This window comes from Fructilactobacillus sp. X2R6C1 (genome assembly GCF_059901295.1).
On record NZ_JBWXUZ010000005.1, the window covers coordinates 126,680 to 145,978 of the forward strand.

The window sequence follows — 19,299 nt, forward strand, 5'->3', positions numbered from 1 at the left end:
ACTCCCTAAAATGCTCGAACGGCAATGACGATGCCATCGGCGACGAAGAACAAGGCCAATAAGATGACCATTTCTGAGGTGGAGACAAACGACAGAATGGTGAGGGCAACTGAAACGATAATGCCCAAAATCCCGAGGCCAATCACGACTACGTGGTACCACTTCCGAACTTTAGGAATGAATCTGACCGTTAAAAGTTCGGTGAGGGAGTCCACGATTATCCAGGCAAATATTAAGATCAGGACCACGTGAAAGTTCAAGAATTGATGAAAAAACAAGATGATACTGATTACGAGTTCAATCGTTCCCGTTACTATCAGGGTCTTATTAATCACATTGAAATAGTTGGACAACTCGTAGTACAGAACGTAGCGATAGATTCCGGCTAGTAGGGTTCCAAGTGCCATAATGGTGATTAAAGAGCCAATTGGTCGGATAAATAGGAGGAACGCAACAAATAAAAAGTAGAGTCCGACTACAAGTGAGAAGGAGTCGAAGCGTTTGTTTTTGGTGGTGAGCATGGGGGGGTGTTCTCCTTACTGATAGAATAAATCTGCAGAAAACATGCAGAAAAGATACGGCAAAAATGTTAATTTGATAGTCTTTGTGTACTTAAGGGTGCTGAAAACCTGCAGAAAACATGAAGAAAACCTGCAGAAAAAATTAATGATTTTGCTTTATTTTCTCACAGTTTTGGGTCTGACCAACAATAAATTAATCAGAATCATGGCAATTAAAATGATGAGTCCCATTGGTAAATACGTATTTTCACCCATGATACCAACGAGTGGTGAAACAATTCCACCCATGGCGTTTTGCGTTAGACCCACAAGAGCTGAGGCACTGCCGGCGTTCTTACTGGCAGCGTTCATGGCGACGGTCGTGGATAACGTCAGCATGGCACCGATAAAGATGAGAATGATGAAGACTAGGATAATAACCACTAACAGGTTTTTAAACCAGATGGCACTGAGAATCAGGATGAAACTAGTGATGATGGTGGCCTTAATGAACCATTTTAATAGGGTGATGGAGTCGGTTTTCATTACCAAACGACCCGGCAACGCACTACCAATCCCAATGGCAACTCCGTTTATGGCGTATAAGAAGCTAAATTCGGTGACTGACATGTGAAACTGACTCTGAAAGACAAAGGAAGAGGAAGAAATGTAGCTAAATAGCGACCCGTAGACCAGTCCGGTTGCGAGCACCAGGCGGAGAAACTTGGGATCTTTTAGTAGGTAAAACATCTGTACTTCGGATTGAAAAAGGGAACCGGTGCTGCGGTTTTCGGGCGTCAGAGTTTCGGGAATGCCAAAGAGGCACATAAAAACGATAACAATTCCAATCACCCCTAAGATGAGAAAGATTCCCTGCCAGTTGGTAATTTTGATGATTAAACCACCAAAGATGGGGGCAATGATGGGGAAAATTCCGTTAACAGCGGTTAATAACGAATAGAAACGGGTCAGGATTTTTCCTGAAAACATGTCACGAGCGACGGCTCTAGAAATGACCTGACCGGTTGCCCCGGCGATTCCTTGAATGAGTCTTAAAGTGATTAAGGCATAGATATTGGGGATGAACGCGATAAGTGCTGATGAGATACTAAATAAGACAAAACCGATGATTAGTAGTGGTTTTCTACCATAATGGTCACTTAAGGGGCCGATGATGACTTGTCCAACTGCCAAGCCAATCAGACAAGCAGTGATGCTTAGTTGCATCATGGAGGCGTTGGTGTGAAACGTTGCCATCATCTGTGGGAGCGCCGGCATGTATAGGTCCATTGAGAGTGGACCAGTTGCGCTCACGATCCCAAGTAAGACCGCTAACCAAATGACATGACTTTTCTTTGTTTCCATTTTTTCATCCCTAGTAAAAAATTTGCGATCAATGACGCACTAATTGCTATTATAAGGTATACTTACTAAATATATAAAGGAAATTTTCGGGATGGAGTTCATCCCTGACAAATCATTAGTGATAGAATAAAATTATACATAATGATTGAGGAGAATCTGAAATGAAATTTTTTAAGAGCGTCATGAGTTGGGTGATTCCGATTGTGATTGGACTGATCCTAGCCTTAATAATCAGACAATATCTATTTACGCTGGCCAAGGTTGATGGACCGTCGATGCAGCCGAACCTTGAAAATGGAGAACGGATCATGGTCTTCAGACAGGCGAAGATTAAGCATCGAAGTGTCGTCGTGTTTAATGCGGCTGGGGAAGATCCAACCGCTGCCCCGAACACCGACTACGTTAAGCGAGTAATTGGACTTCCTGGTGATACTGTTGCATTTAAGGGTGGCAGTATCTACGTTAACAACAAGAAGGTTAACCAAGATTACATCAGTAAGAGTCAGCAGCAACAGGGAACCTACTACAATCGCATGCCTGGTGACTGGAATCTAACTAGTTTATCCAAGAACTGGCCTAAGAATAAGGGGGCTGTCAAAGTGCCAAAGGGAGAGTACTTCGTTTTAGGTGACCACCGGAGTGTCTCAAATGACAGTCGTTACTGGGGCTTTGTTCCAAAGAAGAAGGTCGTTGGGGTTGTCAAGACCTTCCCATGGAGTACCACCAAGCAAAAGCGGTATAATATTAATGAATTAGGATATTAAATCAATAAAAGCTCATCATATTTATGATGAGCTTTTTATTTAAATTAATTTTTGGGGGATTATATGAAGGGATTGATGAAGAAGCTTTTATTTGTGATGTGTCTGCTTTTTGTTGGATTGGTCGTCATTTTTTACCTTTTAGAATTTATGAAATCAAATCAAAATGAGACCCAATCATCAAAACAAGCACATGCCTATCAGGTAGTTGACAACAAGGATTACTCACGGGGCTATTATCCATACGAATCGGCCTATAAACCAAATGAGAACTATCCGAACACTTTACATACGATTCGGGGTGACGGTCATTCTGACTTTGTTACCCAGTACTTTTTACCTACTTATACCAGTAGATACGCGCGTTTGAACGACCGCAATCACCGGCTGATGCGTAATCCACAGAGTGTGGTACTACACGGACAGTATGCGTACGTTATGTACACCTTCTACGGTGGCTCCAACACCGGGTTCGTGGTGCGCTATGATTTAAAAAAGCTAAACGAACTGGGATTTGACTTGCCAGGCTACATGGGGAAGTTTCGTCATAGTAAGACCGAATTGGCCGCCATCAAGGTTGGGCCCGTCTTTCACACGGGGCATGGGCAGTCGATGGCCTATAACCCTAGGAATAAACAGATGTGGTTTATCAAACAGAATGGGTTTAAGCCGGTTGTCCAACGTCTGAACATGGACACCTTAAAGCCAGAACAAAAAGTCAGAACACGGGTTCAGTCGACCATTCCTGGTAAGGTTCCAATGGGAATGGTCCTCGCCTTTGATAAAACCGGTCGGGCGTATTTTTACAGCATTACTCATCACGGCATCGCTCCAAGGGGAGCCGTTAAGATTTATCGCGGTCAGATTAACGAACGGGGAGCTAAGTTCAAACTAATTCCGCAGTTAATCCGACACGCTCCTGGCATTGTACCCCAGTCCCTGGCATATAACGGTCAGAATAATAACCTTTACCTCGTTTCTAATGGTGGGGTCATGCGAATTCCGGTCAATAAGTTAGGCCACCTCAAGACCAGCGACATCCGGACGATTATTACTGACGGTCACCGTGAATTTGAGGGACTCTCATTTGAAGACGGGAAGGGCATGCTACTGGTCAACCGGGGACCCGAGCTGATGCGGATGACGAATCCTAATTTTTAGTCCCTTCGCTTGTAAAACGATTAGTTGGGACTTAGAATTACAATTAACTAATTAATCGAAAGAAAGGACAAAAATAATGACAGAATTTAACCACCCAATTACACCAGATGACGTTGATCAAATGCAGGCCGATCTGGAAGTGCAACCAAAAAATGAAGTGATCTCACGGGCCATCATGACCAACGGGATTGATAAAGCTTCTGAAGATCCTAAGACCGCAGTCCGCTTAAACCGCACCTTTTCAATTGACATTGATACGGGAACGGTTTCTAATCAGAAACACAGTGGCCGCTGCTGGCTATTTTCATTGTTAAACACCCTGAGACATAAATTTGCGGTCAAGTACAACAAGAAAGACTTTGAGTTATCCCAAAACTACCTGTTCTTCTGGGATAAGATTGAACGGGCTAACATGTTTTACGACCGGATGATTGCACTGGCCGATCGTCCCACTAGTGACCGGGATGTTGATTTTTATTTGAGTATGCCAGGTGAAGATGGTGGTCAATGGGCCATGGCTGCGGCACTGGTTCAAAAGTACGGCGTTATGCCAAAAGAGGCCTTTCCTGAAACGGCTGTGACTGATGACACCACTGATTATGATGAAGTGATGGACAGAAAGTTACGTCATGACGGGATGGTCCTCAGAAACTTGGTTAATTCCGATGCCTCAGACGATGATATTAATCAAATGAAACAGAAAATGATGACAGAGGTCTACCGCATGACGGCTTACTCATTTGGTGTTCCACCAAAGACCTTTGACCTTGAATATCGTGATGATGATAAGAAGTATCATTTAGACCAGGGTCTGACTCCCAAACAATTTTACGACAAGTACATCGGCGTTGACCTAAACGATTATGTCGTTTTAACCAACTCACCTGACAAGAAAATGGATGAGATGTATTCCCTTCCAAGTCAAAACAACGTTGAGGGTGGCATGCCAATTGAGTTCTTGAACGCTCCAATGGACGAACTGAAGGAAGCCGCCATTAAGCAACTTAAAGATGGCGAGACTGTTTGGTTTGGAAATGATGTTTTGCATCAAATGAACCGACAAAAGGGTTACTTAGACAGCAAACTCTACCGTCAATCTGCCTTATTTGATGTAAACATGACCATGACTAAGGCTGAACGCCTCAAGTACCACGAAGCTGAAGTTTCCCACGCCATGACGTTGACCGGTGTTGATTTAATCAACGACGTTCCAACGAAATGGAAAGTTGAAAACAGTTGGGGCAAGAAGGTGGGAGACGATGGTTACTTCGCAATGACCGACGAATGGATGCAGGACTTCGTTTACGAAGTGGTTGTTAAGAAGAGTTATCTAAAACACACCCAAAAAGAGGTCTTGAAGAAGACTCCAATCAAGTTGGATCCATGGGATTCATTACAATAAAAATTGATTTAACATCCTTCTGATGTGGAGGGTGTTTTTTTATGGATTATTTTATTCCGTATGATAATATATAATTATAAAAAAGCAATCGCATTGATATACAGCTGCCAGTACAATGGCTTCATACTTTAATGAATCGTTATTGGGATGCATAGCTAGGACAGTTATTGATCACAAAATGTTATTGGTAAAAACACGTAAATATTCCATTTTTGGTTTTAACGTAAGTTCGTTTCACAGTAATTTACCTCTTTTTTAAATTTACATTCGTTGTTTTGGCATGAAAAAAGTGTTTGTGACATTATACACTATTACAATCCATTTAACAGCGGGTTAAAATTCCAAAACACCGCTACTAAGCGGTAGACACTGATTTATATTGCTTGTATAATTTGCATCAATAATTATTAAACAAGCAGTAGAATAGGTGGGAGAGTAAGATGAAGTGGTTTTTAAAAATTGGATTGTACGTCGTTGAATTTATGATATTTGGATCGTTATCTTTGGTACTAATTAGTCTCCCCATCGATTACTTTCCGATGCTAATATTGGCGTTCTCAAATTTAGCGTTCTTGTTGATCATTAACCAACGTGTTCAAAATACAATCAATCATCATTATAAATATAAATGAAACATAAAAAAGTGTTCCGTAGTTGTGAGCGATGTTTACTAATCGCCAACTATGAAACACTTTTATTTTCTCAAAAACAATTGATAGACTAAGATCGCGATTACTATGGCGGCAAAGACCACGGTTGCGACCTGCGGGTTGGCAATTAAGGCGTTGACTAATCGATGAAGAATCGAAAAACTGTGCACACCATGTAGTCCGAGGACAAAGTAAGAATTCATTTTCATCACCTGCTATTTCATGCGAAGTACATATTATTTTAATCCATCGTTAGCAAAAAAGTAAGCAAAGTCTTTTAAAATTATGTATTATAGACGTATAAAACCTAGGAGGATCTACAATGGCAATTGATTGGATGTTAATTTGGCACATTATCGTCATCGGTAATGCGATTTTTGCGATTATTACCGTGTTCAGGCAACCCCGAGACATCGCCGCAACGTGGGCATGGCTTTTAGTACTGGTATTTCTACCATTACTAGGTTTCATTATTTACGCTTTCTTTGGGAGAAAACTACCTAAGAGTAAGTTCTTTCGGTTAAAGGGTAGCGTGAAAAAACACGTGAGACACGAACTTAGTGAAGAAAAAGCAATGCTTAAAAAACCGAAGGATGCTGACACACCATCAAAACAGATTGCGTGGGAGTCGGCTAACATGGTTCGCATGTTTATGAATTCTGATACCTCGCCACTCTATGACAACAACAAAATCGACGTTTTCACTAATGGCGACAAGTTGATGGATCAGATGTTTTCTGACATTAAGAACGCGAAAAGTTCCATTAACCTTGAATTCTATACTTTTTATGCTGATAAAATTGGTAAAAAGGTCTTAGCGGCATTGGTTGAGAAGGCCAAAGAGGGCGTTGACGTCCGGGTCATCTATGACTCATGGGGTTCGATGGGAACCACGCAGAAGTTCTTTAAACCGCTGTTTGAAGCGGGCGGCCATGCTTACCCTTTTCTACACACCCATTCTAATTTCTTCGATTTCCGGGTTAACTTTCGAGATCACCACAAGATTTTAGTGATTGATGGTGAGCATGCTTACGTCGGTGGCTTTAACATCGGCGACCAGTACATGGGTTGGAGCAAGAAGTTTGGCAATTGGCAGGACTGTTCAATTCGGATTCACGGAAACGCCATTTATGGACTCCAGTCCCAGTTTATTTTGGATTGGAACGCCACTGATGGAAAACTCCAAATTAATCCCAACAACCCCGAAATGATCAAGAAGTACTATCCAGTCATTCATACCGACGGTGAAGCGGTGATGCAGATTGTTTCCAGTGGCCCTGATACCAGTATGGAACAGATTAAGATTGGCTATATTAAGATGATTGAAATGGCCAAACACAAGGTCCAGATTACTACGCCATATTTAATCCCTGACCCATCGGTCTTAGATGCCTTGAAGATTGCGTCCATGTCGGGCGTTGACGTCCAAATCATCGTGCCAGACATGCCGGATCATCCGTTCGTATACCGGGCCACCCAGTACTATGCACGTCAGTTAACCAAACTGGGGGTCAAAGTCTACTACTACAATAACGGCTTTATGCACGCTAAAACGGTGGTCGTTGATGATAAAATTGTTTCAGTTGGGTCCGCTAACATGGATTATCGTAGTTTTAAACTAAACTTCGAGATTAATTCATTTACCTATGATGAAGCATTTGGAAAACAAATGGGAGCAATTTTTGAAGAGGACTTGAAGAATAGTACCCTTCAAACAACAAAGATGTTTGAATCGGAATCATGGTGGTTAAACTTCAAGCAGCACTTTAGCCGTTTGTTAGCCCCAATTCTCTAACGTTCAAATTTAAAAATAAAGAAGAGCCTAGATCAAACGATCTAGACTCTTCTTTATTAAAAAGGATGAATTATTTAAGTTCATTCTTAGTTTGATTTATTTTTCAGGATCAGTGGCAACCAGTGCACCTGCCAGGTTATGCATATCTGGTTCTTGAGCGGTAACGATCAATTGCTGATTGACGAAGGCCATTTGACCAATGTCACTCATTTCTCTTCCGTAGCCAGAGCCCTTCACACCACCGAATGGTAATGCTGGAAGGGAAGCGAGGAAGTTGTTAACAAAGACCATCCCGGTTTCAATCTGGTCGGCAACCTTGGCGCCGTGTTGGGGATCGCCAGAGAAGACGATTCCACCTAGTCCATAAGGGTTGTCGTTGGCTAAATCAATGGCTTCTTGTTCACTGTGGGCCTTGTAGACCGAAGCAACTGGACCAAAGAATTCAGTGGTGTAACCAGGGTTAGACTTGTCGATGTCGGTAAGAATGGTTGGCATGAAGAATTGGCCTGGGAGATCAACTGGTTCATTGCCATAGACTACCTTAGCGCCGGCTTTAATGGTGGCATCAACTTGGGATTGAAGTTTGTCCTTAGCCTTTTTTGAATTCATTGGAGCAAGCGTTGTGGATGGGTCCATTGGATCGCCCATTTTAACCTTACTGAAGTCTTCCTTTAATTTCTCAACAAACTTGTCATAAACGTTGTCCATGACGATAAAACGTTTGTCAGAACAGCAGACCTGACCGTCGTTATAGAGACGAACCCGCCAAGCAATGTCTTCCGCTTTGTCTAAATCAGCGTCATCTAAAATCAGGAATGGATCCATTCCACCCAGTTCCATTGAGTTTTTCTTGAGGTTCTTACCAGCGGCCTCAGCGACTGAAGATCCACCTCGTTCGGAGCCAGTTAGTGCTACTCCTTGAACCCGTTTGTCTTCGATGGCTTTTGTGACCTGGTCGTATGATAGGAACATATTGGTTAAAGCGCCCTTTGGTGCCCCAGCCTTTCTGATGACGTCCGCAAATGATTGAGCTGAGTCTGGGATGTTTGAAGCATCCTTTAAAATCATTGGGTTTCCGACCATAAAGTTGGGAGCGAAGACTCGCATAATTTGGTAGTAAGGGAAGTTCCATGGCTCAACCATGACTAACGTCCCGAGGGCGTGGTAGTGAACTTCAGCCTCACCAGTTACAATTGAAGAGATGGCCTTTGGTTGAAGCAATTCTTCGCTGTGGTCGGCGAACCAATCAGCAATGATGGCACAAAGTTCAACTTCACCTTGAGATTCGCGGAACAACTTGCCCATTTCAATGGTAGCGGTCTTAGCTAGATCGTCCTTGTTGTCACGCAAAGCCTTGGCAACGTTGTGAAGGATTTTAGCTCGTTTTTTAATGTCTTGTTTTTTAGTACTTTGATAAAGCGCTTCGTCAGTTTTTAGGACTTGCTCTAATTCTGCGTCGGTAGCGTTTGGATAAGTCTTAATTGTTTCGTTGTTAAATGGATTTACAGTCTCATATGCCATAATAACTCTCCCTTATTATAAATAAACTTGAATTAAACTTTAGTGACCAAATAACTATGAGAATCAGTTAGCTAACTCGGATCTCACCTTGAGTATAATCCATTCGGAAGCGGTTACAATGAAATTGGCTTAATTGTTTTGAAAAAATTATTTACCTATATATTTACGAAAAAGATACAAAAATCTTGCAAGTGGGAAAAGAACAAAAAATAAATATATCCTTGATAAGGGGAGAATATAATGAATAAGTTAGAAAAGTATGTCTTAGATAGAGATAAAAAAGAACCCGGCTTTAAGAGTGGGGTTCAAAAAGAAGAAGGCAATTAGAAGGTGCTGTTTCAGTTATGAAAGCACGAAAAGATGCGGGATATTCTCAAAGAGAACTTGCTAAAAAGGCTAGAATTCCTCAGTCAACTGTTAACCGCGTTGAGAAGGGTGATAACGTTAGTGTAAAGACGCTTTCAAAAATTGCGACGGCGTTAGGTAAAAAAACTTAGTATTACCATTTCTTAAAAAAGCCCCAAAATGAACTTTCAAATTCATTTTGGGACTTTTTGTTATTTAATGTTTAGTATCCACAAGAAGACTAGGAAGATAATTGCTAACGAGTACATCATCCAACCGACTTCTTTACCACGTTTAGCGGCAATCATGGTAATTGGGTAGGCGATGAAACCAAGTGCAATTCCGTCAGAGATACTGTACGTTAGTGGCATTCCAATTGCGATCAGAAAGGCTGGGGCTGCCACTTCAAACTTGTTCCAATGAATGTTACCAAGTGACTTGGCCATCAAGATTCCAACGATAATTAGTGCTGGAGCAGTGACTTGACTGGTAATGACGGTCAAAAGTGGTGAGAAGAACATCGCTAACAAGAATAGAATTCCGGTCACAATGACGGTAAAACCAGAACGACCACCAACTGCGATGCCAGCTGAAGATTCGACGTAGGCACCCATTGGCGAAGTTCCAAGAAGTGAACCAACAAGCATGGTAACCGAGTCGGCACCTAAAGCACGGCCGATTCGTGGAATTTTATTGTTTTTCATGTAACCAGCCTGTTCGGCTAATCCAACTAACGTTCCGGCGGTATCAAAGAAGGTTACCAAAAGGAACGTCAACACGACGACAATTAACTGGGGCGTGTTGATCTTGTCAACGTTGAATAATCCTACTAGGAAAGTGGATTTAATGCTTGGAACTGCTGAGACGATTCCGGTAGGCATTTTGATTAATCCGAAAAGGACTCCAATTACGGCTGAAGCAACCATCCCAATGAAGATTGAGGCTGGAACGTTAGCGGCCATCAAGAACAAGGTGATGACTAAGCCGGCAACCGTCAGTAAAGTGAGTGGGTTACTGAACGAACCAAGTCCAACTAACGTTGACTTATTGGCAACCACAAGCCCACCATTGTTCAATCCTAGAAAGGCAATGAACAGGCCAATCCCACCCGCAATGGCCGATTTTAAGTCAGATGGAATTGAATCGATGATTTTTTCTCGCAACTTGAGCAAGGTCAAGATGACGAAAAGAATGGAGGCAACAAACACGCCGGCTAGTGCGGTCTGCCATGGAATCTTCATCCCAATACATACGGAGTACGCAAAGAAGGCGTTGAGCCCCAGACTGGCGGATAATGCAAACGGATAGTTTGCGATGATTCCCATTAGGAAACAGCCAAAGGCAGAGGCGAGGGCCGTTGCCGTAAAGACGGCACCTTTATCCATTCCTGCGGCACCCAAAACGTTCGGGTTTACGAATAAAATGTACACCATGGAAACAAAGGTCGTAACTCCCGCAACCGTTTCACGGGTGAAGTTAGTTCCTAATTCCTGAAAGTGAAAAAGCGAGGCAATTCGATTAGCCATTTCCACAACTCCTATCAAATTAATATTCGGTTTTTCAAAAACGAATTACGATAATAGGATAACACAAAGTTAAAATGTGTCAAATCACGAACGATACTAATTACAAGGCAAAAATCGTGCATTAACGTCCGTTGACATGTTTGTTAGAATTAGAGTATGAATGGAGTTTTAGAGATGAAGAAGATTTTATTATTAGGAAATACTCCGGCCGAACAAATGGTCTTTAACTATTTTAATAGAAGTAATAAATTTCAGGTTTTTGAGATTACCGCGGGCGATTTTACTAAGGAACGGACGTATCAGGGACACTTAAAGGATGTTGATATCGTGGTTTCTTTTCTGGGACCGATGGACGTCGATTTGGACATGGAAGCGTTGTTTTCCGTGATTTATTCGCACCGCCTTCAACTAGAACGAGTTATTTTTCTTTCGGTAGCAGGCATTGACAAAGAAGTTGACGGAAAGTTGGATTATCCCGGGGTTGACGATGTTTCCGAATTTTTAAAGCAGCAACAGTACGCCATAAAAGTAATTGATGAATCGGAAATCCCCTACACTGTTTTTCGCTTGGTTAACGTAGTTAATACCAAACACAACGATGGTCATACGATTGAAGAAGGAAAGTCCGTTCCAGTTGGAGACGTTTCCCATGAAACGGTTGCACATTTTGTAATTGACGCAATCGTGAACGAGAAATTTATCAATCAGTCACAAGCACTCATTGAGGAGCGTTCAGAAAGGAAAGCATAATGGCACTACAATTTGTTTTAGGCAAAGCCAGTAACGATCATTTTAAAAAAGTGGTCGGCGATCTTGATCAGTCCATGCAGCAACATCCAAATGATGCTTATTTTTATTTGGTACCGAATCACATCAAGTTTGAGTCCGAACTAGGGACGCTGAAACAATTGAATCATAAGCAGCAGAGCACGTTTGCTGAGACACGGGTCCAGGTCTTTTCCTTTTCACGATTGATGTGGTATTTTCTCGGCAACAGTAAGGAGTACCAACTACCTCGGCTTTCAAAAGATGCTATCAACATGATTATTTTTCAGATTATTGAAAATCAACAGGAACAATTATCCGTATTTAAGGGTGAAGGAGCCCAACCAGGTTTTATTTCGCAGGTGGCTGATCAGATTAACGAACTGCAGCAGGGCAAGATTGACCCCGATACGCTGGATAAGATTGCTGATCTTGATCCTGGAACGATTAATCCCGAATTACAGGGAAAACTGAAAGACATTAGCGTGATTTATCGCGAATTCTTGAAAAAAACGGACGGAAAATACGTCTATAGCTCACAGACTTTGACAATGTTAAACCAGTACCTACTGAACACCGACCTGTCCCAGATGCATTTTTACATCAGTGGTTTCTCCCAGTTTTCCGCTTCGGAACTAGACATCGTCAAAACGTTGATTGATAAGGCCAAAGACATCACGATTGACCTCAACTTGGACCGTTCGTATCCAAATGAAATGCCCGATAACTCGGCCTTCTTTTTGCGTTCGGGAAGACTGTACAACCAGCTGTACCAGTACGCTAAGGCAAGCGGGGTCAAAATCATGACTGATCAGTACGCGGGCGACTGTCGTTGTAATGACGGCATTAAGGAACTAGAGGACTACTGGATTTCAAGTAGTCAAGTGGGCTCCCCAATTTTGCCGAACACGAATGGCAACTCGGACCTCGAACTTTTTCGGGCTGATTCCAATTATGACGAGTTGATGAACATTGCGACCATGATTCGTCAGATGGTTGCCACGGGACGCTTTCGTTACTCCGATTTCATGGTGGTTACCAGACATTTGGACAAGTATCAAAACGTCATTGATCCCATTTTTCAGATGCAACAAATTCCGTATTTCGTGGACATTCAGAAACACATGGATAATCATCCCCTAGTGGAACTAATTGACGCGTTGCTTTCCATCTATCGTACCGATCGGAAACGGAATTACCGCTACGACGATGTGATGCGATTACTAAAGTCAGAATTGTTACTGCCAAAAGATCCAGACGGAAAGCCAATGAACCTTGACCGTTACCGCCGCTGTCTTTCGTTGTGTGAAAATTTAGTCCTAAAGAATGGCTACGAAGGAAAACGCTGGACTCAGGACGAAGACTGGGAGTACGCCACTGTTTCTGATAATGATACGGGGATTGTGTCAAATCGAAATAAGGAAATCTCCACTGACATCAACGTCATTCGCCACTTTGTAAAAGAAACGTTACCACCATTTTATAAGAAAATGGCGCAAGCCAAGACGGGGAAAGATGCTGCCAACCTGCTGTACCAATTTTTGGACGAGAATGGTGTGATTAATGAACTAAAACACTGGCAGGATCATGCCACTGAACGTGGTGACTTACAGGAAGCTGGTCAGTCTGAACAAGTTTGGAACACGCTGTGTGGTTTACTGGACGACTTTGTGACTTTTTTGGGTGATCATCCCTTTGAGATGGACACCTTCTTGGACCTCTTAAAGGCTGGTTTTGAAGGAGCGTCATACTCCCAGATTCCTTCTACTTTGGATCAGGTCACGATTTCTGAAACTGGACTAGTCCAGTTGAACGATAAAAAAGTGACCTTTGTGATGGGGGCTGACGACAATAGTATGCCGGCCACCATTGAAAACGATAGTCTTTTTAACGACGCTGATCGTGACCAGATGAACGATCATTTTACTGATGATCAGTATTTAAATGACGACAGTGAGACCCAGATGGTCAACGAACCCTACTTAAATTATTTAGCTTTCATGACCCCGTCTAATAAATTGGTCTTTTCGTACAATTTGGGTGGCGGAAAGGAAGACGTGACTCAGTCCATCTCACCGTACGTTGCCAGAATTAGGGATCACTTTAACCTAAAAGAGCAACATGTAAGTGGGACGCCAGCATCGGATTCTAATGATGTTCGGCAGTTCATTGGTTCCAAGCGTGCCACCCTGAAGTTTTTGGTCAAGGCCGCACTCGATGCGAAGGTTAGTGGTAAAAAATTGAGTCCGGCTTGGAATCAGATTAAAGCGAACCTTGAAAATGACCCAACGATGCGGACCATCACGCAGAAGTTACTTGGCAGTCTGACGTATGAGAACGTGCCAGCTTCTTTGAAGCCACAAATTGTGACGGGGCTGTACGGGAAAACGATTAATACCTCCATTTCTAAGCTAGAAGAATTCTACTATGATCCGTACGAATACTTTTTGAAGTATGGACTGCGACTAAGAGAACGAGACGAGTTTAACCTTGATCCCAGCAGTACGGGAACGTTCTACCATGAGTCCCTTGATGAGCTGGTCAAGAAGATTAATGCCGAACACATTGACATTACTAAATTAACCAACGAACAGATTAAAAACATGGTAACTGAAATCACTGATACCATTATTGAAAACGACCCGAACCTGCAGTACGAAATCCTGAAGAGTTCTAACCGGATGGAGTACATTGCTAGGCAGTTAGTTCAAACCGTGATCCAGATGGCGACGGCGCTTAGAGACCAGTCCCACTACACCAAGATGCGGCCGAAAAACACCGAGGTCATCTTTGGTGAACCCGGAAAACCGAATGGCATTGACGGTCTGAACTTTGATTTAGGCAGTCAACACTCGGTGAACGTGCGGGGCCGAATTGACCGGATTGACCAGATGTTCATTGATGGGACTGAGTATCTCGGGGTGGTCGACTATAAATCCGGTGAAAAGAAGATTGATTTATCGGAAGCCTATGACGGAACGCGGATGCAGATGATGACTTACCTTGATGCGGTGCTACAAAATCAGGACAAGCTGTCTACTACTGACAAGGTGAAGTTAGCGGGAGCGCTTTACATGCACATCTTTGACCCGATTTTGAAGCCGCAGGACGTCAAGAATTTTGATGATCCGAAGCAGCTGGAAGCTGCATTGATGAAGGCTCATAAGTACACGGGCCTCTTGGTTAATAACGACGGTATGTTAAAAGACATGGTCAATAACGTTGACGATGCCGGTAATATTTATCCATATCAGTTTACCAGTAAGGGTGATTTATACAGTAATGCGGTCAAGACCAGCATTGTTGAACCACGTGACTTGGACCTTCTACTGAAACGGACTGAAGATCGGATTAAGAATGCCGGTAAGCAGATTTTTGCCGGAAACATTAAATTGGAACCGTCTCAGTATAAAGACCAATCCAAGATTATTTATTCTCCCTATAAACCGGTGATGCAGTTTGACCCATTATTAACTGAAAATAACTATCGAATTGTGAAAGACATGGGGAACAACAAGGACGTGATTGACTTCTTAAGAAAGGAGGCACGTGATAATGGCGAACAATAGTATGAATTTTACCCCCGAACAAGAAAAGGCCATTACGGAAAAGTTTCAGGGAAATGCGTTAGTGTCGGCCTCAGCTGGCTCGGGAAAGACCCGGGTGTTGGTTCAACGAGTCCTAAATAAGGTCGAACACGGCGTTGACGTTGACCATCTGTTGATTGTGACGTTCACGAAGGCCGCCGCTAAGGAGATGCAGGATCGCATTAAAAAGGGTCTCCAAGATCAAATTAATCAGACCAGTGACAATGCGCAAAAACGAAACTTAGTCAAACAAATTCGGAAGTTGTCAGTGGCCCACATTTCAACGATGGATGCTTTTTGCCAGTGGTTGGTCCAGAAGTACTACTACGCTATTGACCTAGATCCCAACTTTCGGATTTTGGCCGACCGAACGGAGCTGGAGATGCTCCGGGATTCCGTCTGGGAAGACGTGCGTGAAGACCTGTACGGAGACGATGAGGATGGGTCATTTGCCAGATTGACCCGCAATTTTTCTAGTGATCGAGGTGACGACGGTTTAACCGACGTGGTTCTGGGACTTTATGATTTCGCAAACGTTGATCGAGATCCAGTGGAGTGGTTAGATAAGCTTTCAGACTTGTATCAAATGGACGGTAGTATCACTCGGAGTGCGTTTTACCAGAAATACCTCCTCCCAGAACTTCAAAACAAAATGAAGCAGGCCATTAGCTTACTTGAACAGTCCCGTCAGGAATTTTTAAACGGTGCCATGTCTGATCGGGCCGATTTGGTTGAAGCTGACATTAAAAAGTTGAATCAGATTTACGATCGGTTGAAAACAGCGGACTGGGATGCCCTCTATGATGTATTTCATGATTTTAAACTGGGAACCATGTCTCGGAAAAAGGTGGATGATTCCCAAAAAGAATTCAAGAAACGAGCCATGGAACTGCGTAAAAATGCTGATGATACGATCAAAAAGAATCTTACCAATCGATACTTTTTTGCCAAACAGGCAAAAAATCTGGATGTGATTCATCATTCTGAAACCATCGTTAACAAGTTAGTGGACGTCGTTAAGACGTTTTCGACGCGCTATGCTGAGGTCAAAAAACAAAAGCACGCCTACGAATTTATTGATATTGAACACTTTGCGTTAAACATTTTGACGGGAAAGGGCAAGGACAATCCTGAAATTCAACATCAGTTTCAGAACTACTTTAATGAAATCATGGTTGATGAGTATCAGGATAATAATCGTCTTCAAGACGCCATTTTAAACGCCATGAAGAATCCGAAACATGAGAACATGTTTATGGTAGGAGACGTCAAGCAGTCGATTTATCGTTTCCGGTTGGCCGATCCCGGGATGTTTCTGGAAAAACTAGACGATTATCAAGAATCCGATAATCCGGATACGGCGGTCGTTTTGGCCGATAATTTCCGTTCGGCCAAAAACGTCGATGACTTTACCAACTTAGTCTTTTCTCAAATCATGGATCGGGGTCTTGGTGAAATGAACTATACCGGCAACGCCAAGTTGAAGTACGGGGCCACTTACTACGGTGACGACGTTCAATCAAACGCCAATATCATGATGTACGTTGATGATTCAGACCATGATGACGACGATCTGACCCTTGAACCAGACAGTAGTTCTGAAGGTCAGGTTAAAATGGTCGCCGATCAAATCCAGGACTTAATGAAAAAGAAGATACAGATCTACGACAAGGCCACGCACGAGATGCGTGACATTCGTTACGGTGATATTGCCATCTTGGAACCAACCCGTAAGAACAATTTAGATATTTCCAAGGAATTTGCCCAAAAACAGATCCCACTTTCAATTGATGGTGGCGAGAGCTACTTTAAAACCACTGAAGTTCAGATTATGATGTCACTCTTACAGATTATTGATAATCCTTATCAAGATATTCCGCTCGCGGCTGTCCTGCGTTCGCCAATCGTGGGAATGGATGAAAATGAGATGGCTTATCTGCGAATTAACCATAAGACTGGTGACTATTTCACGTCGCTTCTTGATTTCTACCACAACTATCCGACACAGGAACCAACCGAATTCGGGAACTTGGTTTCCAAAAAAGTGCAGTTGTTCTTGGACCAACTGAATGATTTTAAGGACTTTGCGACAAAGCATGAGCTTTCGGACTTGATCTGGCACATTTACAGTGTGACGGGTTTCTTGGACTACGTTGGTGGGATGCCAGCTGGAAAGAAGCGCCAGGCTAACCTGCACGCTTTGTACGAACGGGCCGCTGAATACGAAAAGAGTAGTTTTAAGGGCTTGTTTGCCTTCGTGCAGTTTGTCAAACGACTGCAGGACAAGGACGACGATTTAGCGGAGGCCCCTGCAGAAATTGAGACCGACTCGGTCCACGTCATGACGATTCACGGTAGTAAAGGACTGGAATTTCCGGTGGTCTTTTTGATGGACGCCACCAAACGGTTCAATAACTCTGACAGCCGGGGAAACTACATTTTCAATAATAAATTGGGAATTGGGGTTAAATACTTAGACCAAAAAAAGCATGAACTGTTGCCCAGTTTGCAGTACGTGGCCATTAACGATTTAGAATACAACAGTATGCTAGCCGAAGAGATGCGGCAGTTGTACGTTGCACTGACACGGGCTGAACAGCAACTCTACATTACTGGGATTGTTAAGAACAAGAAGTCGGTCGAAGATGAGACCAAGAAGTGGGAGCGCGCCTATCAGAGTTCAGACCTGGTCTTAAATCAGTCCACGAGAAGTAGTGCGAATAACTTTATGGACTGGATTGGGGCCGCACTTGCTCGTCATCCGAACTACTATCAGGACCGCGGAAAAGTTGATGCCACTCCCGTTTTGGTGAAGGATCCGACGAACTTTAAGGTCGAATTTGTGACGGCGAAGGATTTGCAGCAACCTGTGACGACCGAAACAAAGTCGGCCACAGAGGAACAGGAATTTCCAGCTGATCAAATTGATCAATCACAAATTAAGCAGATTATGGGGTTCAAATATCCATACAAAGCAGCCACTACCACCACGGCCTATCAGTCCGTTTCGGAAATCAAACGATTGTTTGATGATCCGGACAACATTCAGCTGGGAAGTGTTGCCGAAAGTCGCAATATGATTTTAAGACGAACGCGATACAATAACTCAACGTTTATACAGCCGCAGTTCATGCAATCGGTCGGACAACCCAACTCGATGGAGATTGGAACGGCAACTCATCTGATTTTGCAGAAGATTAACGTCAAAGAACCGGTTAATCACGAGACGATTTCAGAATTATTAGCGCAGTTGGTTAATGATAAGTTAATTACGCCAGAAGTGGCTAAGAAGGTCAACGTTGACTCGGTTGTCGAGTTTTATCAAAGTGACCTTGGTAAATTGATTAAGGCTCATCCCGATCAACTTCATCGGGAAGTTCCGTTTTCACTGCTGGTTTCGGCCGACCAAATCTTCTCTGAATTTGAAAACGATTCAAAACAAAAGTTGTTGGTCCACGGAATTATTGATGGTTATCTTGATTTAGACGAGGGACCCGTTCTGTTTGATTACAAGACCGATTTCGTTAATCCGAAGAAGCCGGATGAAAGTGTCAAGAAGATCATTGACCAGTATCGTGGTCAGGTAAATATCTATGGGATTGCTTTATCGGATATCTTGGGCAAACCAGTTAAAGACGAATATTTATACCTGCTATCAAATAATACTTTGCAGCGGGTTAGAGCTAAGAAGTAAATAATAAGAACGTCAGTCAAAAATGATTGGCGTTTTTATTTTCATAGAAAACGAACAATATTAGCTAACCAACTTAATTGATTCAAAGAAAAACGAATGATAGAATTTGTGGTAACTTAATGATTTGCCTAATGTAATTCAGAATTTTAGTAATTGAGGAGGCGTTCGAATTATTCGTTGTGAAGGATTCTTTCAGTGGTATACTTGAAATAAGTTGCAAATACGAC

Annotated in this window: 14 protein-coding genes; 9 read left to right on the forward strand and 5 right to left on the reverse strand. The window is 42.7% G+C overall.

All coding sequences use genetic code 11. The features are described 5' to 3' along the window. Positions 1–5: 5 nt before the first annotated feature. Together AC6UDF_RS06520 and AC6UDF_RS06525 are read right to left on the reverse strand one after the other, a co-directional pair. On the reverse strand, positions 6–521 hold the full coding sequence (locus AC6UDF_RS06520) for a hypothetical protein (RefSeq protein WP_500724113.1): 516 nt from the start codon (positions 519–521) through the stop codon (positions 6–8). A 156-nt stretch (positions 522–677) separates the two neighbouring features. Further along, positions 678–1,865, reverse strand: coding sequence for a multidrug effflux MFS transporter (locus AC6UDF_RS06525; RefSeq protein WP_500724115.1), 1,188 nt, complete (start codon positions 1,863–1,865; stop codon positions 678–680). 161 nt (positions 1,866–2,026) lie between these two features. Between AC6UDF_RS06525 and lepB the strand changes: the two genes are divergently transcribed. The 4 genes from lepB (at position 2,027) to AC6UDF_RS06545 (ending at position 5,821) form a co-directional block, all read left to right on the forward strand. Then, positions 2,027–2,629 (forward strand): signal peptidase I, encoded by a 603-nt coding sequence (gene lepB, locus AC6UDF_RS06530; protein WP_500724117.1) that lies wholly within the window; start codon positions 2,027–2,029, stop codon positions 2,627–2,629. Positions 2,630–2,692: 63 nt separating this feature from the next. Continuing rightward, a complete protein-coding gene (locus AC6UDF_RS06535) occupies positions 2,693–3,787 on the forward strand; it encodes a hypothetical protein (RefSeq protein ID WP_500724119.1) in 1,095 nt (364 codons plus the stop codon). 76 nt (positions 3,788–3,863) lie between these two features. Further along, on the forward strand, positions 3,864–5,189 hold the full coding sequence (locus AC6UDF_RS06540) for a C1 family peptidase (protein ID WP_500724121.1): 1,326 nt from the start codon (positions 3,864–3,866) through the stop codon (positions 5,187–5,189). A 440-nt stretch (positions 5,190–5,629) separates the two neighbouring features. Beyond that, positions 5,630–5,821, forward strand: coding sequence for a hypothetical protein (locus AC6UDF_RS06545; protein ID WP_500724123.1), 192 nt, complete (start codon positions 5,630–5,632; stop codon positions 5,819–5,821). 62 nt (positions 5,822–5,883) lie between these two features. On the opposite strand, the gene AC6UDF_RS06550 is transcribed toward AC6UDF_RS06545, so the two are convergent. Then, a complete protein-coding gene (locus AC6UDF_RS06550; protein ID WP_500720645.1) occupies positions 5,884–6,042 on the reverse strand; it encodes a hypothetical protein in 159 nt (52 codons plus the stop codon). A gap of 119 nt (positions 6,043–6,161) precedes the next feature. On the opposite strand from AC6UDF_RS06550, the gene cls reads away from it, so the two are divergent. Further along, positions 6,162–7,634, forward strand: a complete 1,473-nt coding sequence (gene cls / locus AC6UDF_RS06555; protein WP_500724125.1) for a cardiolipin synthase — start codon at positions 6,162–6,164, stop codon at positions 7,632–7,634. A gap of 96 nt (positions 7,635–7,730) precedes the next feature. On the opposite strand, the gene AC6UDF_RS06560 is transcribed toward cls, so the two are convergent. Then, complete coding sequence (locus AC6UDF_RS06560; RefSeq protein WP_500724127.1) at positions 7,731–9,155, reverse strand: NAD-dependent succinate-semialdehyde dehydrogenase; 1,425 nt, start codon at positions 9,153–9,155, stop codon at positions 7,731–7,733. 344 nt (positions 9,156–9,499) lie between these two features. Here AC6UDF_RS06560 and AC6UDF_RS06565 point away from each other — a divergent pair, with 344 nt between their 5' ends. Continuing rightward, positions 9,500–9,652 carry a helix-turn-helix domain-containing protein gene (locus AC6UDF_RS06565; protein WP_500694258.1) on the forward strand — a complete coding sequence of 51 codons (153 nt, stop codon included), beginning with the start codon at positions 9,500–9,502 and terminating at the stop codon, positions 9,650–9,652. A gap of 60 nt (positions 9,653–9,712) precedes the next feature. Here AC6UDF_RS06565 and AC6UDF_RS06570 read toward each other — a convergent pair whose 3' ends face one another. Then, positions 9,713–11,026: an NCS2 family permease gene (locus AC6UDF_RS06570; protein ID WP_500724129.1), complete on the reverse strand. Its 1,314-nt coding sequence runs from the start codon at positions 11,024–11,026 to the stop codon at positions 9,713–9,715. A 174-nt stretch (positions 11,027–11,200) separates the two neighbouring features. On the opposite strand from AC6UDF_RS06570, the gene AC6UDF_RS06575 reads away from it, so the two are divergent. Genes AC6UDF_RS06575 through addA form a run of 3 tightly spaced genes read left to right on the forward strand, consistent with a single transcriptional unit; the run spans position 11,201 to position 19,072 of the window. After that, positions 11,201–11,776: an NAD(P)H-binding protein gene (locus AC6UDF_RS06575; RefSeq protein ID WP_500701521.1), complete on the forward strand. Its 576-nt coding sequence runs from the start codon at positions 11,201–11,203 to the stop codon at positions 11,774–11,776. Beyond that, positions 11,776–15,360: a PD-(D/E)XK nuclease family protein gene (locus tag AC6UDF_RS06580; protein WP_500724131.1), complete on the forward strand. Its 3,585-nt coding sequence runs from the start codon at positions 11,776–11,778 to the stop codon at positions 15,358–15,360. Before AC6UDF_RS06575 ends, AC6UDF_RS06580 begins: the two co-directional genes overlap by 1 nt. Continuing rightward, positions 15,347–19,072, forward strand: a complete 3,726-nt coding sequence (gene addA / locus AC6UDF_RS06585; RefSeq protein ID WP_500724133.1) for a helicase-exonuclease AddAB subunit AddA — start codon at positions 15,347–15,349, stop codon at positions 19,070–19,072. Before AC6UDF_RS06580 ends, addA begins: the two co-directional genes overlap by 14 nt. Positions 19,073–19,299: the final 227 nt, after the last annotated feature.